This is a genomic window from Rhodococcus sp. K11/5 (assembly GCF_055193735.1).
In genome coordinates this window covers 2,160,018-2,185,933 of sequence record NZ_CM143721.1, presented here as the reverse complement: position 1 = coordinate 2,185,933, position 25,916 = coordinate 2,160,018, and the positions used below count along the sequence as shown (strand labels likewise).

The 25,916-nt window shown below is 66.7% G+C and carries 22 protein-coding genes, 1 tRNA gene and 2 rRNA genes; 3 read left to right on the top strand and 22 right to left on the bottom strand.

Translation table 11 applies throughout. From position 1 onward, the window contains the following. Nucleotides 1-5: 5 nt before the first annotated feature. The gene (locus ACY466_RS10445; RefSeq protein ID WP_463245343.1) at nucleotides 6-302 is read right to left on the bottom strand and encodes a DUF3263 domain-containing protein; all 297 of its coding nucleotides are present in this window, start codon (nucleotides 300-302) and stop codon (nucleotides 6-8) included. 273 nt (nucleotides 303-575) lie between these two features. Here ACY466_RS10445 and ACY466_RS10440 point away from each other — a divergent pair, with 273 nt between their 5' ends. Further along, nucleotides 576-1,172 (top strand): serine hydrolase, encoded by a 597-nt coding sequence (locus tag ACY466_RS10440; RefSeq protein WP_463245342.1) that lies wholly within the window; start codon nucleotides 576-578, stop codon nucleotides 1,170-1,172. A gap of 254 nt (nucleotides 1,173-1,426) precedes the next feature. Further along, nucleotides 1,427-2,779, top strand: coding sequence for an APC family permease (locus tag ACY466_RS10435; protein WP_463245341.1), 1,353 nt, complete (start codon nucleotides 1,427-1,429; stop codon nucleotides 2,777-2,779). Nucleotides 2,780-2,786: 7 nt separating this feature from the next. Here ACY466_RS10435 and thiD read toward each other — a convergent pair whose 3' ends face one another. After that, the gene (gene thiD / locus ACY466_RS10430) at nucleotides 2,787-3,578 is read right to left on the bottom strand and encodes a bifunctional hydroxymethylpyrimidine kinase/phosphomethylpyrimidine kinase (protein WP_463245340.1); all 792 of its coding nucleotides are present in this window, start codon (nucleotides 3,576-3,578) and stop codon (nucleotides 2,787-2,789) included. Between the two features lie 193 nt (nucleotides 3,579-3,771). Here thiD and ACY466_RS10425 point away from each other — a divergent pair, with 193 nt between their 5' ends. Beyond that, a complete protein-coding gene (locus ACY466_RS10425) occupies nucleotides 3,772-4,317 on the top strand; it encodes an Rv2253 family sensor-like surface protein (RefSeq protein ID WP_463245339.1) in 546 nt (181 codons plus the stop codon). A gap of 69 nt (nucleotides 4,318-4,386) precedes the next feature. Here the strand turns inward: ACY466_RS10425 and ACY466_RS10420 are convergent. The 20 genes from ACY466_RS10420 to ACY466_RS10325 all read right to left on the bottom strand — a co-directional run bounded on the left by ACY466_RS10420 (nucleotide 4,387) and on the right by ACY466_RS10325 (nucleotide 25,725). Continuing rightward, nucleotides 4,387-4,460: transfer RNA gene (locus ACY466_RS10420), tRNA-Pro, on the bottom strand. Between the two features lie 88 nt (nucleotides 4,461-4,548). After that, nucleotides 4,549-6,003 (bottom strand): ribosome biogenesis GTPase Der, encoded by a 1,455-nt coding sequence (gene der, locus ACY466_RS10415; protein WP_463245338.1) that lies wholly within the window; start codon nucleotides 6,001-6,003, stop codon nucleotides 4,549-4,551. Further along, the gene (gene cmk, locus ACY466_RS10410; protein WP_463252218.1) at nucleotides 6,000-6,662 is read right to left on the bottom strand and encodes a (d)CMP kinase; all 663 of its coding nucleotides are present in this window, start codon (nucleotides 6,660-6,662) and stop codon (nucleotides 6,000-6,002) included. Before cmk ends, der begins: the two co-directional genes overlap by 4 nt. Nucleotides 6,663-6,715: 53 nt before the next feature. Further along, nucleotides 6,716-7,834 carry a pseudouridine synthase gene (locus tag ACY466_RS10405; RefSeq protein ID WP_463245337.1) on the bottom strand — a complete coding sequence of 373 codons (1,119 nt, stop codon included), beginning with the start codon at nucleotides 7,832-7,834 and terminating at the stop codon, nucleotides 6,716-6,718. A gap of 14 nt (nucleotides 7,835-7,848) precedes the next feature. Continuing rightward, a complete protein-coding gene (scpB, locus tag ACY466_RS10400) occupies nucleotides 7,849-8,565 on the bottom strand; it encodes an SMC-Scp complex subunit ScpB (RefSeq protein WP_463245336.1) in 717 nt (238 codons plus the stop codon). Further along, nucleotides 8,562-9,371 (bottom strand): segregation and condensation protein A, encoded by an 810-nt coding sequence (locus tag ACY466_RS10395; RefSeq protein ID WP_463245335.1) that lies wholly within the window; start codon nucleotides 9,369-9,371, stop codon nucleotides 8,562-8,564. The genes scpB and ACY466_RS10395 overlap by 4 nt, the downstream gene beginning before the upstream one ends. Next, on the bottom strand, nucleotides 9,368-10,342 hold the full coding sequence (locus ACY466_RS10390) for a ParA family protein (RefSeq protein WP_463252098.1): 975 nt from the start codon (nucleotides 10,340-10,342) through the stop codon (nucleotides 9,368-9,370). The genes ACY466_RS10395 and ACY466_RS10390 overlap by 4 nt, the downstream gene beginning before the upstream one ends. Before the next feature lie 126 nt (nucleotides 10,343-10,468). Beyond that, nucleotides 10,469-11,395: a site-specific tyrosine recombinase XerD gene (gene xerD, locus ACY466_RS10385; RefSeq protein WP_463252097.1), complete on the bottom strand. Its 927-nt coding sequence runs from the start codon at nucleotides 11,393-11,395 to the stop codon at nucleotides 10,469-10,471. After that, nucleotides 11,385-12,077 (bottom strand): NUDIX domain-containing protein, encoded by a 693-nt coding sequence (locus ACY466_RS10380; RefSeq protein WP_463252096.1) that lies wholly within the window; start codon nucleotides 12,075-12,077, stop codon nucleotides 11,385-11,387. Before ACY466_RS10380 ends, xerD begins: the two co-directional genes overlap by 11 nt. Further along, nucleotides 12,037-13,806 carry a CTP synthase gene (locus ACY466_RS10375; protein WP_463252095.1) on the bottom strand — a complete coding sequence of 590 codons (1,770 nt, stop codon included), beginning with the start codon at nucleotides 13,804-13,806 and terminating at the stop codon, nucleotides 12,037-12,039. The genes ACY466_RS10380 and ACY466_RS10375 overlap by 41 nt, the downstream gene beginning before the upstream one ends. A gap of 136 nt (nucleotides 13,807-13,942) precedes the next feature. Beyond that, nucleotides 13,943-14,890 carry a copper transporter gene (locus ACY466_RS10370; RefSeq protein WP_463252094.1) on the bottom strand — a complete coding sequence of 316 codons (948 nt, stop codon included), beginning with the start codon at nucleotides 14,888-14,890 and terminating at the stop codon, nucleotides 13,943-13,945. Further along, nucleotides 14,887-16,071: a putative cytokinetic ring protein SteA gene (gene steA, locus ACY466_RS10365; RefSeq protein WP_463252093.1), complete on the bottom strand. Its 1,185-nt coding sequence runs from the start codon at nucleotides 16,069-16,071 to the stop codon at nucleotides 14,887-14,889. The genes ACY466_RS10370 and steA overlap by 4 nt, the downstream gene beginning before the upstream one ends. A gap of 92 nt (nucleotides 16,072-16,163) precedes the next feature. Next, nucleotides 16,164-17,933: a DNA repair protein RecN gene (gene recN, locus ACY466_RS10360; RefSeq protein ID WP_463252092.1), complete on the bottom strand. Its 1,770-nt coding sequence runs from the start codon at nucleotides 17,931-17,933 to the stop codon at nucleotides 16,164-16,166. 1 nt (nucleotide 17,934) lies between these two features. Then, nucleotides 17,935-18,903, bottom strand: a complete 969-nt coding sequence (locus tag ACY466_RS10355; protein WP_463252091.1) for an NAD kinase — start codon at nucleotides 18,901-18,903, stop codon at nucleotides 17,935-17,937. Continuing rightward, nucleotides 18,900-19,727 (bottom strand): TlyA family RNA methyltransferase, encoded by an 828-nt coding sequence (locus ACY466_RS10350; RefSeq protein WP_463252090.1) that lies wholly within the window; start codon nucleotides 19,725-19,727, stop codon nucleotides 18,900-18,902. The genes ACY466_RS10355 and ACY466_RS10350 overlap by 4 nt, the downstream gene beginning before the upstream one ends. Before the next feature lies 1 nt (nucleotide 19,728). Beyond that, a complete protein-coding gene (locus ACY466_RS10345; RefSeq protein WP_463252089.1) occupies nucleotides 19,729-20,034 on the bottom strand; it encodes a hypothetical protein in 306 nt (101 codons plus the stop codon). Nucleotides 20,035-20,111: 77 nt separating this feature from the next. Then, nucleotides 20,112-21,146, bottom strand: coding sequence for an HAD-IIA family hydrolase (locus tag ACY466_RS10340; RefSeq protein ID WP_463252088.1), 1,035 nt, complete (start codon nucleotides 21,144-21,146; stop codon nucleotides 20,112-20,114). Beyond that, complete coding sequence (locus tag ACY466_RS10335) at nucleotides 21,143-22,135, bottom strand: tetratricopeptide repeat protein (protein ID WP_463252087.1); 993 nt, start codon at nucleotides 22,133-22,135, stop codon at nucleotides 21,143-21,145. The genes ACY466_RS10340 and ACY466_RS10335 overlap by 4 nt, the downstream gene beginning before the upstream one ends. A gap of 163 nt (nucleotides 22,136-22,298) precedes the next feature. Next, nucleotides 22,299-22,415, bottom strand: a 5S ribosomal RNA gene (gene rrf / locus ACY466_RS10330). A gap of 173 nt (nucleotides 22,416-22,588) precedes the next feature. Beyond that, a 23S ribosomal RNA gene (locus tag ACY466_RS10325) occupies nucleotides 22,589-25,725 on the bottom strand. Nucleotides 25,726-25,916 lie beyond the last annotated feature (191 nt).

The window sequence follows — 25,916 nt, the reverse complement described above, 5'->3', positions numbered from 1 at the left end:
CTGCGTCAGCGCCCCAACCAGATGCGTTTGCGGCACACAGCGAGCATGGCGGAACGGACCGCCGTGTCCTTCGTCGTTCCGGGCTCCGCGAGCAGGGTCGAGATTCGTTCGAAGAACGCGGTGGCCGGCAGTCCGAACTCCGCGAGGATGTCCTCGCCGGCCCCACCGCCGTGGGCATACCAACGTTCGAAGAAGACCATCATCGCGCGATCGTCGGGGGCGGTGGAGCGGTCCGCGCGGCGGACCGTTGCGGCCTCGGACGAGCTCGTGCGGGCAGGCGTCGGGAAGGGAGAACGTGTCACCGACGAAGTATCACCGATGTACCGGGCCGTGCGGTGAATCTCGGGTGAACTCGGTCGTTGTGACTGCTCATCGCGGGCTCCGGGCGATTCTCGGAACCCGACGAATCAGACACGCCCGGCACCGAGATGTCGTGTCGGGCACAGTCCCTCGCAGAACCGAGCGGTCGGACCTCCCGCTCCGAAGAACAGGTATAAGTTCACGATGACGGTCGGTGGTCGACGGTCACGGCCGAGGAGCGCGCAATTTTCCCCACACGGTGGATTCCCCGACGCGTGATCGTCGGCGTCGTTCTGCCGCTGATCGGCGCCGCCTACGTGGGACACTCCGCGCCCGCGGTGGCATCGGTGCCGTCGCCGGGAGACTTCGCAGACGTGTCCGAACGCACCGCACTTTCCTACGTGAACATCGAGACCGGTGTGCGCGTGGGAACCGCGAACGAGACCGAACCCCGTCCGGGTCTGTCCACGATCAAGCTGTACCTGGTGGACTACGTGATCCGCAACGGCGACGGAAACGCCGACGATCGAGATCGCGCCGAACGCATGATCCGGTTCAGCGACGACTGGGCCGCGTCGCAGATCGACGCGGAGTTCCCCGAGGCCATCGACGCCATCGCCGAGGAGTACGGCCTGACGGCCACCGCCCGCAACGGGTACTGGGGAGATTCGACGACCAGCACCGCCGATGTCGTGCGGTTCCTCGAGGCCAAGAAGCGATCCGACCCCGACAGCCCCGTCCTCGAGTGGATGGCCGGCGCCTCGACGGTCGCCACCGACGGCACCGTTCAGGACTGGGGAACCGGGCGGCTCGTCGGCGTCGTCGGATCGAAGTGGGGGTGGGCCGACGACCGATCGACGGTGGTGGCCTAGGCCTCGTTCGGTGAGGAGTTCATCGTCGCGGCCAACACGTACGGGTCCGACACGGACCAGACCGAGGACGTGCTCGGCGCTCTCGGCGATTTCGACCTCGAGCCCAGCCGACCCGCGTTGCCGGCCTACCCCACCGTGATGGACGTCATCCTGCAGCTCGCCCCACGCTGAAGACACAACCGACCGTTCCGTCTGGCACGTCGCGAGAGTGGGTATCGCTGCTCGATGACGATCAGCCGACTGCGTGCCCACGAGTGACCCCGGGACCGAACGTCGCCGTGGCCGAGAACCACGCCACCCCGCTCAAACGGGCGATCTCGGGAAAGATGCTGTTCGTCTTCATTCTGGGTGACGTCCTGGGAGCGGGAATCTACGCCCTGGTCGGCGAGATCGCCGGCGAGGTCGGCGGCGCACTGTGGGTACCGCTGCTCGTCGCGTCAGCGATGGCCATGTTCACCGCGGCGTCCTACGCGGAATTGGTGACGAAGTACCCGCGGGCGGGCGGCGCCGCCGTGTTCGCCCAGCAGGCGTTCCGCGTGCCGGTGATCTCGTTCCTCGTGGGCTTCTCCATGCTCGCCGCCGGAGTGACCAGCGCGGCCGGTCTCGCCCTGGCGTTCTCGGGTGACTATCTCGGCGTCTTCCTGGATGTCCCGGCCGTACCCGCCGCGGTGGTGTTCCTGCTCCTGGTCGGGTTGCTGAACGCACGGGGCATCACCGAATCCCTGCGCGCGAACCTCGTGATGACCGTGGTCGAGGTGTCCGGACTGGTGGTGATCGTGGCTTTGGCGGGCATCGTTCTCGGCCGCGGAGACGGGGACGCCGGACGCGTACTGGAATTCACCGACGGCACCACCCCCGCACTCGCAGTCCTGGCGGGCGCGCTGCTCGCCTTCTATTCGTTCGTCGGATTCGAGACCTCCGCCAACATCGCCGAAGAGGTTCGCGACGTGCGGCGGGTCTATCCCCGCGCGCTGTTCGGTGCACTCGCCGCCGCCGGCGCCGTCTACGTGGCGGTCGGCGTGGCGGTGTCGGTCGTGGTACCTCCGGACACCCTGGCCGCGTCCACCGGTCCGCTCCTGGAGGTGGTGGACGCGGCGAACGTCGGGATCCCGCCGACGGCATTCAGCGTGGTGGCGCTCGTGGCGGTGGCGAACGGTGCGCTCCTCACCATGATCATGGCTTCCCGCCTGACCTTCGGTATGGCGCGGGATCGGTTGCTGCCGTCGACGTTGTCCCGGGTTCTCCCCGGTCGACGGACTCCGTGGGTCGCGATCGTCGTGACCACCGCCGTGGCGATGATCCTCTGCAGCACGGGATCGGTGGCGGCGCTGGCGGAAACGGTGGTTCTGCTACTGCTCGTCGTGTTCGTCAGCACCAACATCGCCGTTCTGGTTCTGCGGCGCGACCGAACCGCTACCGATCACTTCCGTGCCCCCACCGTGCTCCCGGTGCTCGCGCTCGCCACGTGTGCGGTTCTGCTCACTCAGCAGAGCGGTGCCACCTGGCTACGCGCCGGTGCACTGATGGCCGTCGGAGTCGCGCTCTACGCGCTGGGTCGCGCGCGCGTCCGACGCGAGAACCGACAGGACCCGCAACCGGCCCGATGACTCGGGCTCAGCCGTGCCACCCGACGGCGGTGAACGGGGCGTGCGTGGTGATTCGTCCGACGATGCCCGCGTGCGCGAAGTCCTTCGCCGTCGCGACCGCGTCGAGCGGGGAGGCACCCTTGGCGAGTTCGGCCGTGATCGCCGCGGCGAAGATGCAGCCGGCGCCGGACACGCGCTCGTTGCCGATCTTCGGTGCGCGAAGCACGGTCACGTCGCTCCCGTCGAAGAAGACATCGATCGCGTCGTCACCGGGGAGCGACGCGCCGCCCTTCACCGCCACGTAGCGGGGACCGAGGTCGCCGATCCGGCGAGCCGCCTCGGCCAGATCCTCGACCGTCTCGATGCCGTCCATCCCGGAAAGGGTGCACGCTTCGAACAGGTTCGGGGTCACCACGGTGGCGAGCGGGAGGATCGATTGCCGCAGCGCGTTGTCGGTGTCGAGCGCGGCACCCGGTTCCTGGCCCTTGCAGATGAGGACCGGATCCACCACGACGTGCCGCCAGGACCGCTCGGACAGGGACTCCGCGACGACGGACACGGTGTCCGGGGTGCCCAACATGCCGATCTTGACGGTGTCGAGGTCGTGGGCCGAGGTGGCGGCCTCGATCTGGTCGGCGATGACCTGGCGCTCGATGGGGACGAACCGGTGTCCCCAGCCGGCCGTGGGATCGAAGGACACGATGCAGGTGATCGTGCCGACGCCGTAGACGTCGAGCCGTTCGAAGGTCTTGAGATCGGCCTGCAGGCCCGCTCCTCCGGTGGCCTCCGATCCGGCGATGACATAGGCACGTGTCGACACTGTTCGACTCCTCGATCGGTATGTCTCCGGACTTCCGAAGTTCGGCGGACGTTCGTCCTCCAGTATCGCAAGGGGGCATCGACCGCCGTGAATCGACCGCAGTGACCTGGCCCCTCGCACCGGATTTCGGCACAAATCGGACACTTTCGGCGAGACAGTACTGTGCAGTCGGCTTCGTGGTTAATCTCGAGAAATGCGCAAAGCCCTGTTCGCCGTCACTGCTCTCGCCGCCGGTCTGATCGCCGGCTCCGTGCCCGCTCAGGCGGCCCCCACGGACAACGCCACCTGGATGGGTCAGTACTCCCTCGAGAGATTCGCCGCGTCCAAGACCGGCACCAGCCTCGCGGCCCGCCAGACCGAACCCGACTTCTCGGACACCTACACCTTCGCATCCACGTGCCTCACGGGTCCGTGCGTCGCCACCGTGGTGGGCGGGCCTCCCGCGGACAATCCGACCCTCGCGGGGCGCCTCGTGCAGTACACGTGGGACGGTACGAGCTGGGTGCACGAATACGACTGGGAGTGGGACTGCTTCATGGGCAACGGCGTGCCCAATGTGTTCGCACCCGCGAAGTCCGTCGCGTACTACACCCCGCAGGAGGACGGCACGTTCCGTGGCGTGTGGACCACCGAGATCTTCGGCGAGTCGCTCGAGACGTCGCCGTGCAAGGGCACCGTCGTCATGGACGTGGCCGCGTATCCCGTTGCCCCCGTGCCGATGCCGTCGTTCGGCAGCTAGCCGACACGTCGCCCGCACGAAAAAAGCGGCTCCGGAGGAATTCCGGAGCCGCTTTTTTCTCGTTCTGTGTCGGGCTGACAGGATTCGAACCTGCGACCCCTTGACCCCCAGTCAAGTGCGCTACCAAGCTGCGCCACAGCCCGCCGCACCGTCGAGCAAAGAGCTCGCGAGTGCGTGATGACAGTACCTCAGCGGCGACGGGATACACCAATCGCCGCCGAGGCACGGGGTCTACTTCTTGCGCTCGCGCTTCTCGCGGATCCGCACCGAGATGCGCACCGGACTGCCGTCGAAATTGAACTCCTCACGCAGTCGACGCTCGAGGAAGCGTCGGTACCCGGCTTCGAGGAAGCCGGTGGTGAAGAAGACGAACGTCGGGGGCCGCGTTCCGGCCTGGGTCGCGAACATGATGCGAGGCAGTCGACCACCACGCATCGGCGGCGGCGTCGCGGCCACGACCTCCTTGAGCCACGAGTTCAGCTGCCCGGTCGACACGCGCTTGTCCCACGACGCCAACGACGTCTCCAACGCGGGCACGAGCTTCTGTACCGCGCGCCCGGTCTTGGCGGACACGTTCACCCGCTGCGCCCACGGCACTCGGAGCAGATCGCGGTCGATCTCGCGCTCGAGCTGTCCGCGCCGGTCCTCGTCGACCAGGTCCCACTTGTTGAACGCGATGACCAACGCGCGTCCGGCGTCGGCGACCATCGACAACACGCGCAGATCCTGATCCGAGATCGGCACGGACGAGTCGATCAGGAGTACGGCCACCTCGGCCGCATCGATCGCACCCTTGGTCCGCAGGGACGCGTAGAACTCCGCCCCGCTGGCGTGACTGACCCGCTTGCGCAGGCCGGCGGTGTCGACGAATCGCCACACCTTGCCGCCGAGCTCGACGAGAGAGTCGACCGGGTCGACGGTGGTGCCCGCGACGTCGTGCACCACCGAACGCTCGTCACCGGTGAGCTTGTTCAGCAGACTCGATTTGCCCACGTTGGGCTTGCCCACGAGGGCCACGCGCCGCGGCCCCGCGACACCGGTGCCCTCACGGGGAGTTTCGGGCAGAGCGGCGAGTACGTCGTCCAGCAGATCGCCGGTACCGCGGCCGTGGGTGGCGCTGACGGGCCGCGGCTCGCCCAGACCCAGCGACCACAGAGCGGCCGCCTCGGACTCGGTCCGCGAATCGTCGACCTTGTTGGCCACCAGGATGACCGGGGTCTTCGACCGGCGCAGCACCCGCGCGACGGCCTCGTCGGTGGCCGTCGCACCCACGACGGCGTCGACGACGAGCAGAATCGCGTCGGCGGTGTTCATCGCGAGGGTGGCCTGACGCGCCACGGACTGCTGCAGACCCTTGGCGTCGGGCTCCCAGCCACCGGTGTCCTGCACCATGAACCGTCGGCCGGCCCAGTTCGCCTCGTAGGACACGCGGTCGCGGGTGACTCCGGGGACGTCCTCGACCACGGCCTCGCGTCGGCCGATGATGCGGTTCACCAGGGTCGACTTGCCCACGTTGGGACGGCCGACCACGGCGAGCGTCGGGACCGCGACGAACTCCTCCTCGATACCGTCCGCATCGAAATCGAGCCCCTCCCAGTCGGACTCGGAGTTCCAGACGCCGTCGGTGTCGAACTGCGTGTCGTCGGCCGAGTAGACCTCGGTCGCGTCGTAGGTGTCGTCGCTCATCGTCGGGCTCCTTGCAGATCGCGCACCAGGTTCACGAGGGTGTCGATGACCTCGTCCTTGCCGGAGTCGCTGGTGTCCACGGTGACCGCATCGTCGGCGGGCCGCAGCGGGGACAGGGTGCGGGTGGAGTCGGCGTGGTCACGACGCTCCACATCCGCGAGGACGGCCGCGAAATCGTCGCCGCGGCCCTCCGAGACGTTCTGATCGTTACGTCGGGTCGCACGCGTCTCCGCGCTGGCCGTCAGATAGATCTTCAGGTCCGCGTCGGTGAGTACGACGGTGCCGATGTCGCGGCCCTCGACCACGATGCGTCCGGCCGCCTCCGCGAGTGCACGTTGCTGCGCGACGAGCTTCTCGCGCACCACCGGCACGGCGGACACCGCGGATACCGCGGCGGTGATCTCGGAGCCGCGGATGCGGCCGGTGACGTCCTCACCGCCCACCTCGACTCGCTCCCCCGACGGATCGGTGCCGATGTGGAGATCGAGTCTGGAGGTGATGTCCGCGACGGCCTCGGAATCGGCCGGATCGATGCCGTTGGTCAGTACCCAGGCGGTCGCCGCGCGGTACATGGCGCCCGTGTCCAGGTACGACGCGTCGAGCCGCGCCGCCAGCAATCGCGACACCGAGGACTTCCCGGTTCCCGACGGTCCATCCATCGCTATCACCAGACGGTCGGTGTTGTTCACGGTGCCGTCCGTACCGATGCCGCTCACAGTCCCACCGCCCCGTAGAGGCTGCCGACCTCGCCGCGTCCGAGGACGCGCAGGGTGCCGGGTCGCTGGTCACCGAGAGCGACGGCACCGATGTCGGTGCGCACGAGACGGATCACGGGGTGCTCGACGGCTTCGAAGAGCCGCCGCACGATGTGCTTGCGCCCTTCGTGGAGGACGACCTTGATGAGCGTCTTTCCCTCGTTGACGTCCAGCACCGCGTAGGAGTCCACGCTGGCGGGACCGTCGTCGAGTTCGACTCCGTTCATCAGCTGCTTGCCGACGTGGCGTTCGAGGACACCGTTCACCGTCGCCAGGTAGGTCTTGGACACCTCGAACGACGGGTGCATCAATCGGTGGGCGAGGTCGCCGTCGTTGGTGAGCAGGATGAGGCCCTCGGTGTCGGCATCCAGTCGGCCGACGTGGAAGAGCCGCTGACCGGCCTGCACTCGTTCGGCGACGATGTCGCCGATGCACGGTCGACCCAGATCGTCGGACATCGTCGACTGCCACCCGCGAGGCTTGTTCAGCGCGATGTGCACCAGGTCGGCCTTGACCACGACGCGCGTGCCGTCGACGCGAACGACGGCGGTACCGGGGTCGATGCGCACACCCTGCTCGCGGACGATGCGACCGTCGACCTCCACCCGGCCCTGATCGATCAGTTCCTCGGCCGCACGTCGTGACGCGACACCGGCCTGGGCGAGCACCTTCTGCAGCCGTACGCCGTCCTCGGGGGCGACGTGTGGACGGGGGGTCTCGTCGGTGTGCTGGTGACGCGCGGGTTTCGCGTTGCTCACCGTGACCGACGTGCTGACCTTGCGCTCGGGCTTGGGGGATTTGCCCTTGCCGGTGGGCTTGCCCGACGGTTTCGGAGCGGTGCGGGGGTAGCCGGACTTGGCGGCGCCGCGCTCGGGTTTGCCGTCGGTCCCGCGCTGCGGCTTCCCGCCGGTCCCGCGCTGCGGCTTCCCGCCGCTGCCTCGCGAGACGGGGGTACGGCGGGTCTCGTCCCGCCGTTCCCAGGCCTTCGCGGCCACGGCCTTGTTGGGGCGCTTCTTCTTGCGTTCGGGAGTGTCTCCCGAATCCGGTGTGCCATCACGGCGAGCGGAGTCATTCACAGCAAAACCTGTCTTCAGTCGTTGTCGTCCACTTCGGCGGTGCCGAGGTCGGACTCGTTCTTGTCCTTGCGCCGAGATGCGCGCAGAACCCGTGGATCGGAATCCATCGTGTCGTTGATGTCGTCGATCATGTCCACACCCGGGAGGAGAGGCGCGAGCTCGGGGAGGTCCGACAAGGAGGCCAACCCCAACCGTTCGAGGAACATCTCGGTGGTGACGTACTGCGTGGCACCGGAGTCCGGATCGGGTCCGGACTCCGCGATGAGTCCCCTGGCGAGCAGAGTGCGCATCACACCGTCCACGTTCACACCGCGCACCGCTGATACTCGTGCGCGGGTAACCGGTTGACGATAGGCGATAACGGCGAGGGTTTCCAATGCCGCTCGGGTCAGCTTGGAGCGAGCCCCGTCGAGGAGCAGCCGTTCGACGTACGGCGCGTACTCGGTTCGGGTGTAGAAACGCCACCCGTCGCCCGCGAAGCGCAGGTCGATGCCGCTGCCGCGGTCGGTGAGGTCGGCGGCGACGGCCCGGACGGCCGCGGCGATGCGGGATTCCTCACAGCCCAGTGCGGACGCCAGCTGCGGGACCGATGCCGGGGTGTCCACGACCAGGAGGACGGACTCGAGCGCGGCGCGCAACTCGGGTTCGCTCAGCTGGTCGGACTCGATCTCGTCGGTGTCGACCGGCCGACGCTCACTCGCGTCGCCGGTCGCTTCTCCGTCCACCGTCATCCGTAGTCCTCCATTCTCGCGACGTCGATCTCGTCGTCGGCGCCCGTCCAGCTCACCGACAGTTCGTCGAGCGGTTCGGGTTGTTCGAAGGCCACGACCCGCTCGCGGTACAGCTCGAGCAGCGCCAGAAAACGGGCCACGATGTCGACGGTCACCTCGCAGTCCTGCACCAGATCACCGAACGTGACCCAGGCCCCACGGCCGCGCGCCTGCAGCATCGCCAGGACCGTGCGCGCGTGTTCGGGAACGGACACGGAGGCCATGTGGAGGTGGTCCAGTCCGACGGACAGGACCTCTCGGGGCTGGAACGCGGCCGCGGCGATCTCGGCGAATCGCGCGGTGTCGACCCCCAACATCACTTCCGGCAGCAGGCTCGCGAATCGGTCCTCGAGCGAGACCGACCGGGGGTAGCGCCGCAACGCTGCGCTCTCGAGTTCGCCGAAGAGCAGAGCGACCTGCTTGTACGCCCGGTACTGCAGCAATCGCGCGAACAGCAGATCGCGCACCTCGAGCAGGGCCAGATCCTCGGCGTCCTCGACGTCGCCCGACGGCAGCAGCCGCGCCGCTTTGAGATCGAGCAGGGTCGCCGCGACCACCAGGAACTCGGTGGTGCGGTCGAGCCCCATCGCCGGGCCCAGTTCGCGGGTGTAGGCGATGAAGTCGTCGGTGACGGTGTGCAGGGCGACCTCGGTGACGTCGAGCCGATGCTGGCCGATCAGCGTCAACAACAGATCGAAGGGACCCTCGAAGTTGGTGAGCCGGACGCGGAAGCCGGCGTCGGGTGCGTCGATCCGGGCGTCGGTCACGAACCGGAGACGTCGCGGTGGATCACTTCGCGGGCCAAAGCTCGGTAGGCCTCTGCGCCGGCCGACTTCGGCGCCCACGTGGTGATCGGCTCACCTGCGACGCTGGTCTCCGGGAATCGCACGGTGCGGGTGATCACGGTGTCGAAGACGACGTCGCCGAACACCTCGACCACCCGGTTCATCACTTCCCGCGAGTGGAGGGTGCGAGCGTCGAACATGGTGATGACGATGCCTTCGAGCGACAGACGCGGATTGAGGCGATCGCGCACCTTGTCGACGGTGTCGTTGAGCAGGGCGAGCCCACGCAGGCTGAAGTACTCGCACTCCATGGGTATGAGTACCGCATCGGCGCACGCCAGGGCGTTGACGGTGAGCAACCCCAGCGACGGCTGGCAATCGATGAGCACGTAGTCGTACCGGTCGAGGACGGGATGCAACACACGGCCGAGAGTGTGTTCACGACCCACCTCGGTGACGAGCTGGATCTCGGCGGCCGAGAGGTCGATGTTGCTGGGGAGCAGATCCATGTTCTCGACCCGGGTGCGCATCAGAACGTCGTCGACCGAGACACGCGGCTCGACCAACAGGTTGTGCACCGTCAGCTCGAGCTCGTGATGCGGCACCCCGAGACCGGCGGAGAGCGCGCCCTGAGGATCGAGGTCGACGAGCAGCACCCGCCGACCGAACTCGGCGAGCGAAGCCCCGAGGTTGATCGTGGACGTCGTCTTCCCGACGCCGCCCTTCTGATTGCACATCGCGATCACCGTCGCCGGACCGTGTGTGGCGAGCGGACCCGGCTCGGGGATCTCGCGCGGGAGCCGACCGGTGGGGCCGAGGCCCTGAGCGGGCTTGACCGTCGGCTCGGGCTCGGGTGTGCGCGTTCGGAAGAGGGCACCGTCCGCGTGCTCCTTCTCCTGCTCCGCGGTCGGTGGGCCCTCGGGCCCGTCCGCCGACGGCTGCACTGACACCACTACCGCTCCCTGTCCTCGGTTCTCGACGCGACGGCCGCATCGTGCACGGCCACCGATTTCCCGAAACGCTACCGCGTGCCCGGGCCGGACTCGGCCGTGACACGCACCGCCGGGCCGCGGGCAAGGCTACCGCGCACGCGGATGAGCCTCCGCCCAGACTTCGCGCAGTGTCGTCACGGTCACCAGGGTGTAGATCTGCGTCGTCGTGACCGACGCGTGGCCCAGCAGTTCCTGCACCACGCGCACGTCGGCGCCCCCGTCGAGCAGATGGGTGGCGAACGAGTGACGCAGCGTGTGCGGCGAGACGTTCGCCGTGATACCTGCTCGCTCGGCGGCGTTCTGCAGTACCTGCCACGCCGTCTGTCGGGACAGCCGGCCGCCGCGCACGTTGAGCAGCAGCGCCGGGGTTCCGCGCGAGATCAGGGACGGCCGTCCTCGGACGAGGTAGTTCTCCACCGCCTCGATCGCAGGACGGCCGACCGGGACCAACCGCTCCTTGCCCCCCTTGCCGCGCAGTACCACCGACCGCGACTCCGCGTCGATGTCGTCGACGTCCAGGCCGACGGCTTCGGAGATGCGCGCGCCGGTCGAGTAGAGCAGTTCGAGCAACGCCCGATCCCGCAGACCGCGCGGAGTGTCGGAGGACTCCCCCGCGACGGCGTCGAGCAGGGCGAAGACGTCCTCGACGGACAACGACTTCGGCAACCGACGGCCGGGAGTCGGGGGTTTGACACCCGCCGCCACATCGACGTCCACCACGCCCTCTGCGAGAGCGAAACGGTGCAGACCGCGCACCGCGATGACGGTGCGCGCGGCCGAACTCGGAGCCAGCGGCGGGAACGAGTCCGATCCGAGCCGCAGCGCGGACACGAAATCCGCCACGTCGACCTCCGTCACCTCGCGCAGAGTTCCGCGGCCGAGCCCGGCCAGATAGCTGGCGTACCGAGACAGATCCCGGCGGTAGGACGTGATGGTGTTCCGCGCCGAACCCCGTTCGACCGCAAGGTGATCGAGGTAGGTGTCGATCACCTCGATCGGTGTGTCAGTGGCCACCGTCGGTCGACCGACCGGTCTTGCGCAGCTCGAAAGCCGTCGGGCGATCCCGCCACGGAGCGTCGGGCGGGCGCAGCGCGATCGACCGCGACCGCATCGCGGCGACGGCCAGGATTCCGGCCACGGCCGAGGCGTTGACGATCTCGCCGCTGAACACCCGCGCGACCGCGTCGTCCACGGAGAGCCGGACCAACTCGATGTCCGCCTCCTCGTCGCGGGCGTCGGGCCGGTCCGCCTCGGACAGGTCCTCGGCGACGAAGATGCGCACGGTCTCGTCGGTGAAGCCCGGTGACGCCGCGACGTCGACGAGCAGCGATACCGTCCCGGCCGCGAGGCCGGTCTCCTCGAGCATCTCGCGCTTCACCGCGTCGACGGGGTCCTCGCCCGGCTCGTCGAGCAACCCGGCCGGCAACTCCAGCAGACGCCGACCGAGCGGGTGGCGGTACTGGCTGATCATCACGATGCGGTCCTCGGCATCGAGAGCGACCACCGCCACCGCGCCGTGGTGTTCGATCACCTCGCGCTCGGCGGTGCGGCCGCCCGGCATGGCGACCGAGTCGAGTTTGAGCGCGAGGATCGCGCCCTGGTACACCACGCGAGAGTCGAGAGTCGCGAAGTCGTGACGATCGCTCACGGCCGACTCACGCGTCGCTTCCGGCGGACGCGGGAACCGACGCGGCATTCTCGACGTCCGCGCGGACACTCGGCGCGGAATCGTCCTCGCCGTGCACGTCGACCGGCAGCCGTTCGGCCGACTTGTAGGTGACGGCCGCCGAGACGAGTGCGGCGAACAGCGGGTGCGGCCGCGTGGGCCGGCTCTTGAGCTCCGGGTGGGCCTGCGTCCCGACGAAGAACGGGTGCACGGACTTCGGCAATTCCACGAACTCCACGAGGTGTCCGTCCGGGGAGGTGCCGCTGAACACGAGTCCGCTCTCGGCGATCTTCTCGCGGTAGGTGTTGTTCACCTCGTAGCGGTGACGGTGCCGTTCGGAGACGGACTCGCTGCCGTAGGCCTGCGCGACGACAGACCCCTTGAGCAACGTCGCCGGGTACGCCCCGAGCCGCATGGTGCCGCCGAGGTCCGCTTCACCGGCGACGGCCTGTTCCTGGTCCGCCATCGTCGAGATCACCGGCTGCGTGGTGTCCGGCTCGAACTCCGCGGAGTTGGCATCGGCCAACCCGACGGAGCGCGCGGCCTCGATCACCATGCACTGGAGGCCGAGACACAGTCCCAGAGTGGGGATCTTGTGTTTCCGGGCGTAGGTGATGGCACCGAGCTTGCCTTCGATACCGCGAATACCGAACCCCCCGGGGATCAGCACGGCATCGATGTCGGACAGCGCGATCTTCGCGCCCGCCTCGGTGTCGCAGTCGTCGGACTGCACCCACACCAGCTCGACCTTGGCGCGGTTGGCGAACCCGCCGGCTCGCAGGGCCTCGGTGACCGACAGGTACGCGTCGGGAAGGTCGACGTACTTGCCCACCAACGCAATTCGCACCGTTTCGCGCGGCTGATGGACCCGCTCGAGCAGGTTGCCCCACACGGTCCAGTCGACATCGCGGAACGGCAGGCCCAGCCGTCGCACCACGTAGGCATCGAGGCCCTCGCCGTGCAGGACCTTGGGAATGTCGTAGATGGACGGCGCGTCGGGGGTGGAGATGCACCCGTCGACGTCGACGTCGCACATCAGGGCGATCTTGTTCTTCAGCCCCGGCGGCACGTCACGGTCGCAGCGCAGGATGAGCGCATCGGGCTGAATACCGATGCTGCGCAACGCCGCAACGCTGTGCTGGGTCGGCTTGGTCTTCAACTCGCCCGACGGGGCGAGGAACGGCACGAGCGAGACGTGCAGGAAGAACACGTTCTCGCGGCCGACGTCGTGGCGGACCTGGCGTGCGGCTTCGAGGAACGGCTGCGATTCGATGTCGCCGACGGTTCCGCCGATCTCGGTGATGACCACGTCCGGTGCGTGACCCTGCAGATCGGGCCCGCGCATCGCGAGGATTCGAGCCTTGATCTCGTCCGTGATGTGCGGAATGACCTGGACGGTGTCCCCGAGATACTCGCCGCGACGTTCCTTGGCGATGACGGTCGAGTAGACCTGTCCGGTGGTGACGTTGGCGTAACCCGACAGGTCGCGATCGAGGAAACGCTCGTAGTGCCCCACGTCCAGATCCGTCTCGGCGCCGTCCTCGGTGACGAAGACCTCGCCGTGCTGGAACGGGTTCATCGTTCCCGGATCGACGTTCAGGTACGGGTCGAGTTTCTGCATGGTGACGCGCAGTCCGCGCGAGGTGAGCAGCTGACCGAGGCTGGAGGCAGTGAGCCCCTTGCCGAGGGACGACGCGACTCCGCCGCTGACGAAGATGTGCTTGATGTCGGTCCGCGTGGCGATGCGTGACAGTGCCAAAGAAACTCCCGTGACGGTGCGACCTCGAAAAATCGAGGGGTTCGGACCGAGGCCGATCCACGGGATTTCACAGTAACACCTTTACCGGCCGTCGTCCCGATCCGGTCGACTCCGCGCGTCGGCCGGACCTCGTCGCTCAGCGCGCCGGCGCCCCCACCGTGACGGCGGTCGCCCCCGGTCCGACGCCGTAGCGACCGGCCCCGTCGGCCAGTTGTTCACCGAGAGCGAGGGCGACGGTGATCCGACCGGAGGTGCGATCGACGTTGTCCACCGTGCTCGCCGCCGCGGCGAGAGCGGAATCCGACCGTACGACCGCGATGGGCCCGCTTCCGTCGGCCGCCCCGGGCCGGCCCGCGAGCACCGTTCCGGCGCCGCGCGCGTCGAGCGCACCGGAGAACCGGGCGACGATCGCCCCTCGGTTGCCGTCGGTCCCCGACTCGGCGGCGTCACCGGTGACCACCACGGCCAGCTGCGCCGGCGCCACGGACCCGTCGTCGTAGGCGATATAACCACCACCGCGCAATGTGTCCAGTGCCAGCGCCAACTCCTCGGGCGTGCTCTGCGGCTGTGCGGTGTCCGCGTTCAGCAGTAGCACCGTGCCCAGGAGGTCACCCGCCAGGCTGCCCTGATCCACGGACCCGGTGCGCAACTGCGCACCCGCCGGAACCACGTTGGTCACTCGTGTGCGCAGGTCGTCGCCGCTCGCGGCGGTGACGAACGATTCGGTCAGCGCGACCTGTCCCGTCACCGTCGCACCCGCGTCGACGATCGAGTTCTCCACGCCCTCGATGTCGGCGGGGTCCGCGTCCGGGGTGGTCACCACGATCACGGAACGTTCGGCCAGCGTCCCACCGACGATGCGGGCGGCCACGGCGGAATCGAACACGTCCGCCGCGTTCAGGCGCTCTCCGAGCGCATTGTTCTCCGTCTGGAGTTCGTCGACCTGGTCCGAGAGCCCGGCGCGATCGTCTCGCAGACCGGAGAGCACACGACCCGAGAGAAGGCCCGATCCCAGAACCACACCGACCGCGAGCGCCAGGAACACCGCGATCAGCGAGATGGTGTGGTGGCGTAGCGAAATCACGCCAGCAGCCCCTGGACCCACGGGGCGAAGCTGTTCCAGGTCTCGACCGCCCAATCGAGCGTGGCCGTGCTGCCGTTGGTGACCACGAGCGCCACGATCACGGCGACCAGCGCGGCGAGGACGAGCAGGGCGATGGCTCCGCCCGACACGCGACTCCGGTACAGCGTGGCCATCGCCTTGGCGTCCACCAGCTTCGGTCCGACCTTGAGGCGGGTCATGAACGTCGAGGGGGTGCTCGCGCGCTTACCGGCATCGAAGAACTCGTCCAGCGACGCCGCGCAACCCACCGTCACGATGAGCGAGGCTCCGTGATGGTCCGCCAGCAACAGCGCCAGGTCCGCCGGGGATCCCGTGGCGGGGAACGTCATCGCACCGATTCCGAGGTCCTGGATGCGTTCGAGACCGGTGGCGTGACCGTCGGAATCGGCGGGAAGGACCACCTCGGCGCCGGACTTGAGCGTCCCGGCACTCACGTCCTCCGGGTCGCCGACGATCAGGTCGGGGCGGTATCCCGCGTCGGACAGGGTGTCGGCGCCCGCGCCGACGCCGATGAGGATCGGTGAGTACTCCTTGATGAAGGGCTTCAGGCCCTTGAGATCGACGACGTGATCGGGACCCGTGGCCACCACCACGACGTGACGGCCGTTCATGTCGACGTCGACGTCGGGCACACCCACGCCGTCGATGAGGAGCGGTGACTCGGTGCGGATGAACTCGATGGTGTTGCCGCTGAACGCTTCCAGATGGTCGATCAGACCGGACTTGGCCTCGATCATCCGATCGGCGATGTCGGATTCGGTCTGCTCGACGCCCGTGGCCAGCCTGCGCTCGCCGGCGTAGACGTTACCGTCGTGCAGGCGGATCTTGGATCCGTCCTTGATCTTCTTCAGGGCTTCCGTGCCGACCTCGTCGATCAGCTCGATACCGGCGGCCACGAGAACCTCGGGCCCCAGGTTCGGGTAGCGGCCCGAGATCGAGGCCGAGACGTTGACGACGGCTTTGACTCCGGCCTGCACCAATTGGTCGGCGGTGATCCGGTCGAGGTCGAGCTCGTCGAGTACGACGATGTCTCCCGGCCCGACCCGGCGCAGGAGCTTGGTGGTGTTGCGATCGACCCGAGCGGTTCCCGTGACCCCGGGAAGTGAGTCGTTACTACGCGAGAGCAGAGCGGGCATCTTCATGCCGTCGATGATGAACCGATACGGCGCGTCACCGGAGGAGGCGCGCCGTAACAACTACCACATGGTTCACACGAGTCACATCGATGTCACGGTCAGGTTGTGGCCGATTCACGCTCCGCGGTCGCCGTCCGCAGCAACTCCTCGGCATGGGCACGTCCGGTTTCGGTGTCGTCGAGACCGGCCAACATTCGCGCGAGCTCCACGACGCGCTCGGATTCCGACAGCGTCCGCACCCCGCTGTTCGGACCGCCACGCTTCTCGTCCGTCTTGTTCACCACGAGATGGGTGTCGGCGAAGGCCGCCACCTGCGGGAGGTGGGTCACGACGATCACCTGGTGTGTGCGAGCCAGACGGGCGAGCCGCTTACCGATCTCGACGGCGGCACGGCCACCGACCCCGGCGTCGACCTCGTCGAAGACCATGGTGGCACCGGCATCGGACTGCGCGAGCACGACCTCGAGGGCCAGCATCACACGCGAGAGCTCGCCTCCGGACGCACTCTTGTTGAGAGGGAGCGACTGCGCTCCGCTGTGGGCCGACAGACGGAACTCGACGTCGTCCGTGCCGGACGAACCCGCGTGGAGAACGACACCGTCCACCGTCAGCGCGGACCGATCGTCCGACGTCGTCGTCCGTGGCCGCACCTCGACCTCGAGCTTGGCCTTCCCCATCGCGAGCCCGGCGAGCTCGGTGCTGACCGCTTTCGACAATTTCGTCGCGGCCTTCACCCGTGCCGCAGTGAGCTTGCGCGCGACGTCCGCCGTGGCCGCGGCCGTCTCCTCGACCCGCTCGGTGAGCGCGGCCACCGCTTCCGCGGACACGTCGATTCCGGCGAGACGGGACCGCGCTTCCTCCGCCCAGGCGAGCACACCGTCCACGTCGGCGGCGTATTTGCGGGTCAGGGTCTTGAGCTCGGCCTGCCGCGAGAGCAAGGTGTCCAACGATTCGGCGTCCGACGGGAGGTCGTCCAGGTAGGACGTGAGGTCGGCACCCACGTCGATGACGACGGCGATGGCTTCGGACACGCGCGGCGACATGTCCACGAGCAGCCGGTCCTCGGATCCCGACAATCGATCCCGAGCCTCGCCGAGCAGGGCCATCACCGACACGTCGGTCGGGTCGTCGCCACCGCTGAGGGCGGCTTGCGCGGCCGCAGCCGCCTCGCGGAGCGAATCGACGTCGCTGAGGCGACGCACCGTGGCCGCGATCTCCTCGTCCTCACCCGCGCGAGGCGCCACCGCATCGATCTCGTTCAGCGCATACGTGAGTTGGTCCGCTTCCCGCGCGAGCTCCCGAGCCTTGTCCGTGCGATCTCGCAGTTCGGTGACCGCGTCCACCCACGCGGATCTGCGGGCGCGGTAGGACTTCAGGAGGGTGTCGACGGAGCCGCCCGCGAAGCGATCGACCGCCGCGCGCTGTTGATCGGTGCGCTGGAGCCTGAGCTGATCGTTCTGTCCGTGCACGGTCAACAACGAGCCCGTGAACTCCGACAGCACGCCGGCCGGGACGCTGCGTCCGCCCAGATGAGCGCGAGAACGGCCGTCGCTGCTCACGGTGCGCAACGCGATGATGCTCTCGTCCTCGTCCCGGCGGCCCCCGGTGGACTCGAGGAGTCGTTCCACCTCGGCACGCACGGGATCGGCCGACCGGTCGGTGGTGAACCGACCCTCGACGACCGCGCGGTCGCTGCCCACGCGCACCCGCCCCGCATCGGCCCGTGCACCGGACAGAAGATGCAGGCTGGTCACCACCATCGTCTTTCCGGCTCCGGTCTCGCCGGTGAGCACCGTCAGCCCCGTCGAAAACGATGCGGTGGCCTCGGCGATGACTCCGAGTCCGTCGATGCGAATTTCGGACAGCACGCTAGGTGGTCCTTCCTCGCCAGCCGGTGACCGGCAGGGCGAATTTGTGAACGAGGCGATCGGCGAACGGCGACGAGTCCAGGCGAATCCATTTGATGGGCGCGGCCGCGCGCACCACCTCGACGCGGGCGCCGGCCGGAACGTTCATGGTTCGGCGCCCGTCGCAGAACACGTAGGCGTCACGACCGCCGGCGAAGGTCTCGACGGCGATGTGGGATTCGGGGCTGGTGACGAGCGGTCTCGCGAACAGAGCGTGCGCGTTGCTGGGGATCACGAGGATCGCGTCCAGTTCGGGCCACACCACCGGTCCCCCGGCCGAGAACGCGTATGCGGTGGACCCCGTGGGTGTCGAGATCAGCACTCCGTCGCACCCGAAGGACGACACGGGCCGACCGTCGACCTCGAGGACCACCTCGAGCACCCCGAGGCGGGACCCGTTCTCGATACTCGCCTCGTTCAGCGCCCAGCCGCGGTCGACGATGCGATCGCCCACCCGGACGGTCACGTCGAGGGTCATGCGGGGTTCGATTCGATAATCCCGACGTACGACCATCCCCAGCGTGTCCTCGAGGTCGTCGGCTTCCGCCTCGGCCAGGAAACCGATGCGTCCCAAATTGATGCCGAGCACGGGGATGGACGCAGCGCGAGCGAGCTCGGCCGCGCGCAGGAACGTGCCGTCGCCGCCGAGCACCAACACCAGCTCGCACCCCAATGCCGCGTCGGGTCCGAAATCGACGACGGACACGTCCGAGTGGGGGTCCGACAGCGCGTCGACCCCGGCGCTCGACTCGGCTCGCGAGGCGTTGTGTTCGTCCACGAGAACCCGCAGCGCGATCCCGTGGTCGCGGAAGACCTTCGCCGCGCGGAGCGCGGTCTGTTCGATGTCGGGTCGGCCGGGGTGGGCCACCAGCAGAATCGTGCGGTCGCGTCCGTCGACCGGGACGGAGTGCTCGTTCGGTTGCGCCGTCATCGGGGACCCTTCTCCACTGCCTCGGCCACCAAGTCTTCCACCGGGACAGTAGCGGTCTCGGGATCGTCCGCGCCGGGCGCGCGCAACCAGAGGAAGTACTCCACGTTCCCGGAGGGGCCGGGCAGCGGACTCGGGGCCACCCCCACGGTGACGAGACCGAGTTCCGCTGCCGCTCTGGACACCGCGATCACAGCCTCGGCCCGCCGACCCGGCTCGCGCACCACTCCGCCCGCACCGACGTTGTCCTTGCCGACCTCGAACTGTGGCTTGACCATCGGCACCATGCTCGCGCCGGGGGCGGCCACCGCGGCGAACGCCGGGAGCACCAACGCCAGCGAGATGAACGACAGATCCGCGACGATCAGATCCACCGGCCCTCCCACCGTCTCGACGTCGATGCTGCGAACGTTCGTCCGATCGAGAACCGTGACGCGCTCGTCGGTCCGCAGGCGCCACACCAACTGCCCGTAGCCCACGTCGACCGCGACCACCTCGGCTGCGCCCCGACTCAGCAGCACGTCCGTGAACCCTCCGGTCGACGCGCCCGCGTCGAGGCAGCGGGTGCCGGCCACGGTCAATCCCATCGGCTCGAACCACTCGAGTGCGCCCAGAAGTTTGTGTGCGCCACGCGACGCCCACGAGATCTCGTCCGAGAGTTCCGTGACACGCAACGGAGTTCCCGCCTCGATGGCCGTGGCAGGCTTGGTGGCAACGGAGCCGGCGATGAGCACCCGTCCGGCGGTGATCAGCTCGGACGCATGATCGCGGGAACGGGCAAGTCCGCGCCGCACCAGTTCGGCGTCGACCCGCGCTCGACGAGCCACGTCAGTTCTTGTCCACGGCGGCGAGCGCGTCGACCAAGCTCTGATGGGCCTGTTCGAGGATGCGCCCACGACGAGTCAGAGCGACGAGTCCGTGCGGATCCGCTGTGCCCTCACCGGTGGGGAGGGCGGCAGCCGCGTCGGCCTCTGCGACAGCCGCGGCGACGTCGGCGATCACCGTCGCCGGATCCACCTGCTCGGCCCCCGACTCGATCGCGGGGCCCGGCTTGGGTGCGGCGGGTGCCGATCCGACGGAGACGGATCGGTGCTGCGGAAGGTGACCGCCCGGACGCGGGTACGACTCGTTCATCGGAGACAACGCTATCCGATGCCGCCGACGCTCTCGCGCTCACCGACCGAGCCACCGATCCATGTCGCCGGCGATGCTCAGGACGCGGCGTCCGCCCACCGAGCGACGACGTAGCGAGACACCTCGTCCATGCCCTCGACTCTGTCGAAAGGGCCCGAATCCCAGACCCTCGGCAGAACCGCGCGCAGGGCTTCCACCCAGAGGGCCTGCCCGGCCGACGCATCGTCGGCGGAGTCCGTTCCGGCTGCGGACAGACGGAGAGCACCGTCCGTGACCGACACGGACCAGTCGACGCCGGACTGCACGGGACCACCCACCGTGTGGGCGTCCTTCGCACCGAGCAGCGCCGAGAGATCCGCGGAAATCGACGTCGGTCGTTCGGCGGGGACGGCGCGCAGAACGTCGAGAACCGTACTGACCCCCGTCAGAACCAACAGCGACGGAATCCCGACCTCGTTGGCTCCGGCGATATCGGTGTCGAGGCGATCACCCACCACCAGTGGGGTTCGAGAGTCGCTGCGTTCGAGGGCATCTCGCATCAAAGGGGCCTCGGGCTTGCCCGCCACGATCGGTGTCCGTCCGGTTGCCGCGGCAACCGCCGCCACGAAGGCGCCGTTCCCCGGCCCCAGACCGCGCGGAGTGGGGAGACTGGTGTCACCGTTGGTCGCCACCCAGGTCGCTCCCGCGCGCACGGCGTACGTGGCCTCGGCGATGTCGGCCCACGCGGTGCTCGGCGAGTGCCCCTGGACGACGGCGTCGGGAATGGGCTCGGACGTTCGTACGGCGCGCAGCCCTGCGGCCTCGACCTCGGCGACCAGCGCGTCGGTGCCCACGACGAGAACGGTCGATCCACCGTTCAGCAAGCCCGCCAGAAGCCGACCGGCGGCCTGAGAACTGGTCACGACGGAGTCGTCGGGGGCGGAGAACCCCAGCTCACGAAGATGCGCCGCGACGTCGGACGGCGATCGACTTGCGTTGTTGGTCACGTAGAACAGCGCGGACGGGCACTCGCGCAACACGTCCACCGCACCCTCGATGGGGTCCGGTCCCCGATAGAGGGTGCCGTCCAGATCCAGCAGTAGGGCGTCGTGGTTCTCGGCCAGCGTGGTCACGGACCGGTCAGCTCGTCGACACGTTCTTCTGCGTCGGTCTCGCCGTCCGTGTCGGCGGACGCCGCGCGGAGGAACCATTGGACTCCGTCGTCGGTCCGACCGGCCGCGACGAGAGCATCGGCGTACGCGTAGAAGAGCCGTGCGGCCGCCGATCCTGTGCGATCGCCTTCGAGGTCCGACGTCTGCAAGGTGACCACGGCCTGGTCGTACTGACCGAGGTCCATTCGTGCGCCGGCGACGACGATACGCAGCTCGGACGCGTCGTCACCGGTCAACTGCCTGGCTTCGTCGCTGCGACCCAGTTCGATGGCTCGTTCCGGCCTTCCGAGTCCGCGTTCGCAGTCGGCCATGACCGACAGCAATCCGGGGCCACCCGCCATACGCCGCGCAGCCCGTAATTCGGACAACGCTTCGGCCCACTCCCCTGCGTGATACGCAGCGATACCAGCGGTTTCACGAACGACCGCGATACGTCCGGCACGTTGCCGTGCCGCCCGAGCGTGGGCCAGAGCAACAGCCGGGTCGTCTGCGATCAGACGACTGACCATCACCATGTGCCGTGCGACGGCTTCGGCGTTGGTCTTGTCCAGGCTCAACAGATCTCGACGAACAGCCGGATCGAGTTCTTTCGCTTCCAGATCGTCGGGTAGATCCGGTTCCACCGGCCGCGGGGGGCGAGCGTCGCGAGGCGGTCCGCCACCGGTACGTCGAGGACCGGAGCTTCCTTCGCCTCCGCGGCGCCGCGCCGAGTCGCCCCCGGATGCGGCCGGGCCGCTCCCGCGACGGTCGTTCGTCCATCGCCGTCCGTCGCCGGAACCACGGGAGGAATCACCTCGCTGGGGCGCACCCCCACGATCGGACCCGGAACGTCGATCGGAGCTCCCGCGCCGGTCGGACGAACCGCCGGCTCGAAACCCCTTCTGTCCGTCACCGGACGCTGCGCGGCGGTCCGAGGAGGACTTGCCATCCGGTGCTGATTCTTCCGGCACAGGCTCACCTTTCAGATCGTGTCGCTCGCGTGGAGTTGTCGAGTCCAGTGCACCACGTCGAGAGGCTCGGCGCGCCTCGACCGGCGCCCGATGTCACGCGATCGATCGGGGTACGGAAACACGAAAGGGGACCCAAATGAATGGGTCCCCTTTCGGTAAGTATGTACGGCGGTGTCCTACTCTCCCACACCCTGTCGGGTGCAGTACCATCGGCGCTGGAGGGCTTAGCTTCCGGGTTCGGAATGGGACCGGGCGTTTCCCCTCCGCTATGGCCACCGTAACTCTGTGAAACACAGTGCACGAGGCACACATCCCCTGGTTTCCGGTTACCGGGTTCGGGTGTCGGCGGTGTGCCGGCATCCGGTTCGGTGATCGGGTGATCGGGGGGTGGTGCGGTTCATCTGAACACTCGTGTGTTGTTTCAGATACTGCACAGTGGACGCGTAGCTTCTTCGGTGTAAGTCCTCGGCCTATTAGTACCAGTCACCTGCATACATTGCTGTACTTCCAGTTCTGGCCTATCGACCCGGTGGTCTGCCGGGGGCCTTACCCCCTCGAGGGGGTGAGAAACCTCATCTTGGAACAGGCTTCCCGCTTAGATGCTTTCAGCGGTTATCCCTTCCGAACGTAGCTAACCAGCGGTGCTCCTGGTGGAACAACTGGCACACCAGAGGTTCGTCCGTCCCGGTCCTCTCGTACTAGGGACAGCCTTCCTCAAGTTTCTGACGCGCGCGGCGGATAGAGACCGAACTGTCTCACGACGTTCTAAACCCAGCTCGCGTGCCGCTTTAATGGGCGAACAGCCCAACCCTTGGGACCTACTCCAGCCCCAGGATGCGACGAGCCGACATCGAGGTGCCAAACCATCCCGTCGATATGGACTCTTGGGGAAGATCAGCCTGTTATCCCCGGGGTACCTTTTATCCGTTGAGCGACACCGCTTCCACTTGCCGGTGCCGGATCACTAGTCCCGACTTTCGTCCCTGCTCGACGTGTCAGTCTCACAGTCAAGCTCCCTTGTGCACTTGCACTCGACACCTGATTGCCAACCAGGCTGAGGGAACCTTTGGGCGCCTCCGTTACATTTTGGGAGGCAACCGCCCCAGTTAAACTACCCACCAGGCACTGTCCCTGAACCAGATCATGGTCCGAGGTTGAGGTATCCAATACGATCAGAGTGGTATTTCAACAACGACTCCACAACCACTGGCGTGGCCGCTTCACAGTCTCCCACCTATCCTACACAAACCGAACCGAACACCAATACCAAGCTGTAGTGAAGGTCCCGGGGTCTTTTCGTCCTGCCGCGCGTAACGAGCATCTTTACTCGTAATGCAATTTCGCCGAGTCTATGGTTGAGACAGCTGAGAAGTCGTTACGCCATTCGTGCAGGTCGGAACTTACCCGACAAGGAATTTCGCTACCTTAGGATGGTTATAGTTACCACCGCCGTTTACTGGGGCTTAAATTCTCAGCTTCACCACCGAAGTGATTGACCGGTCCTCTTAACCTTCCAGCACCGGGCAGGCGTCAGTCCGTATACATCGTCTTACGACTTCGCACGGACCTGTGTTTTTAGTAAACAGTCGCTTCTCACTGGTCTCTGCGACCCACACCAGCTCGGGAAGTAAATTCCGTCACCGGCAGGGGTCCCCCTTCTCCCGAAGTTACGGGGGCATTTTGCCGAGTTCCTTAACCATAGTTATCTCGATCGCCTTGGTATTCTCTACCTGATCACCTGTGTCGGTTTGGGGTACGGGCCGTGTACCAGCTCGCTAGAGGCTTTTCTCGGCAGCATAGGATCACTGAATTCGCCTCATTCGGCTATGCATCACCTCTCAGGCTTGTATGAGTGACGGATTTGCCTATCACTCGCCCTACGGGCTTACACCAGTGTTACCACTGACTGGCTCAGCTACCTTCCTGCGTCACCCCATCGCTTGACTACTACCAGAGAAGGTCCCGTGCATCACCTCCACGGCACCCGAAGGTGCTCCAGAAGGCTCTGGACGGTTAGTACCCCTGATTCGTCATGGGCGCGGATACACGGGTACGGGAATATCAACCCGTTGTCCATCGACTACGCCTGTCGGCCTCGCCTTAGGTCCCGACTCACCCTGGGCGGATTAACCTGGCCCAGGAACCCTTGATCATTCGGCGGACGAGTTTCTCACTCGTCTTTCGCTACTCATGCCTGCATTCTCACTCGCGTGGCCTCCACACCTGGATCACTCCGGCGCTTCCCTGGCCACACGACGCTCCCCTACCCATCCACACACCTGGCACACACCCCGTAGGGCATGCGCGGGCTATCGTGTGAATGCCGCGGCTTCGGCGGTGTACTTGAGCCCCGCTACATTGTCGGCGCAAAATCACTTGACCAGTGAGCTATTACGCACTCTTTCAAGGGTGGCTGCTTCTAAGCCAACCTCCTGGTTGTCTTCGCGACTTCACATCCTTTTCCACTTAGTACACGCTTAGGGGCCTTAGCCGGCGATCTGGGCTGTTTCCCTCTCGACCACGAACCTTATCGCCCGCAGTCTCACTGCCGCGCTCTCACACCCTGGCATTCGGAGTTTGGCTGATTTCGATAAGCTTGTAGGCCCTCTAGACCATCCAGTAGCTCTACCTCCAGAGTGAAACACGCGACGCTGCACCTAAATGCATTTCGGGGAGAACCAGCTATCACGGAGTTTGATTGGCCTTTCACCCCTACCCACAACTCATCCCCTCAGTTTTCAACCTAAGTGGGTTCGGGCCTCCACGACGTCTTACCGTCGCTTCACCCTGGCCATGGGTAGATCACTCCGCTTCGGGTCCAGAGCATGCGACTCAAACGCCCTATTCGGACTCGCTTTCGCTACGGCTACCCCACACGGGTTAACCTCGCCACATACCACTGACTCGCAGGCTCATTCTTCAAAAGGCACGCCATCACCACCCACAGCAAAACTGTGCAACGGCTCTGACGGATTGTAAGCGCACGGTTTCAGGTACTATTTCACTCCCCTCCCGGGGTACTTTTCACCTTTCCCTCACGGTACTAGTCCGCTATCGGTCACCAGGGAGTATTCAGGCTTATCGGGTGGTCCCGACAGATTCACAGCAGATTTCACGGGCCCGCTGCTACTTGGGCATTCACTTCGACAGTCGCGCAGTTTTCGTCTACGGGATTCTCACCCTCTACGACAGGCCATCCCAGACCACTTCGACTAACCACACGATTTCTCACTGTCGGCCGATCCGGCAGAATCGACAAAAACAAACCCCACAACCCCACACGCACAACCCCTGCCGGGTATCACATGCACATGGTTTGGCCTCATCCGCGTTCGCTCGCCACTACTGACGGAATCACTGTTGTTTTCTCTTCCTGTGGGTACTGAGATGTTTCACTTCCCCACGTTCCCTCCACACACCCTATATATTCAGGCGCGGGTAACACGACATCACTCGTGCTGGGTTTCCCCATTCGGACACCCTCGGATCTCAGCTCGGTTGACAGCTCCCCGAGGCTTATCGCAGCCTCCTACGTCCTTCATCGGCTCCTGGTGCCAAGGCATCCACCGTACGCTCTTCATTACTTACAACAAAGATGCTCGCGTCCACTGTGCAGTTCTCAAACAACACACACACAACACTGCTCACGCTGCTCTCAGACACCCCCACGACACCGACCGAAGCCGACACCACGAAAGCCGATAGACACAACCAGCATTGCCTGTATTCGTTCTTGCCATGAAAAAACACACTCACGCGTGTTCTCTCAGGACCCAACAGT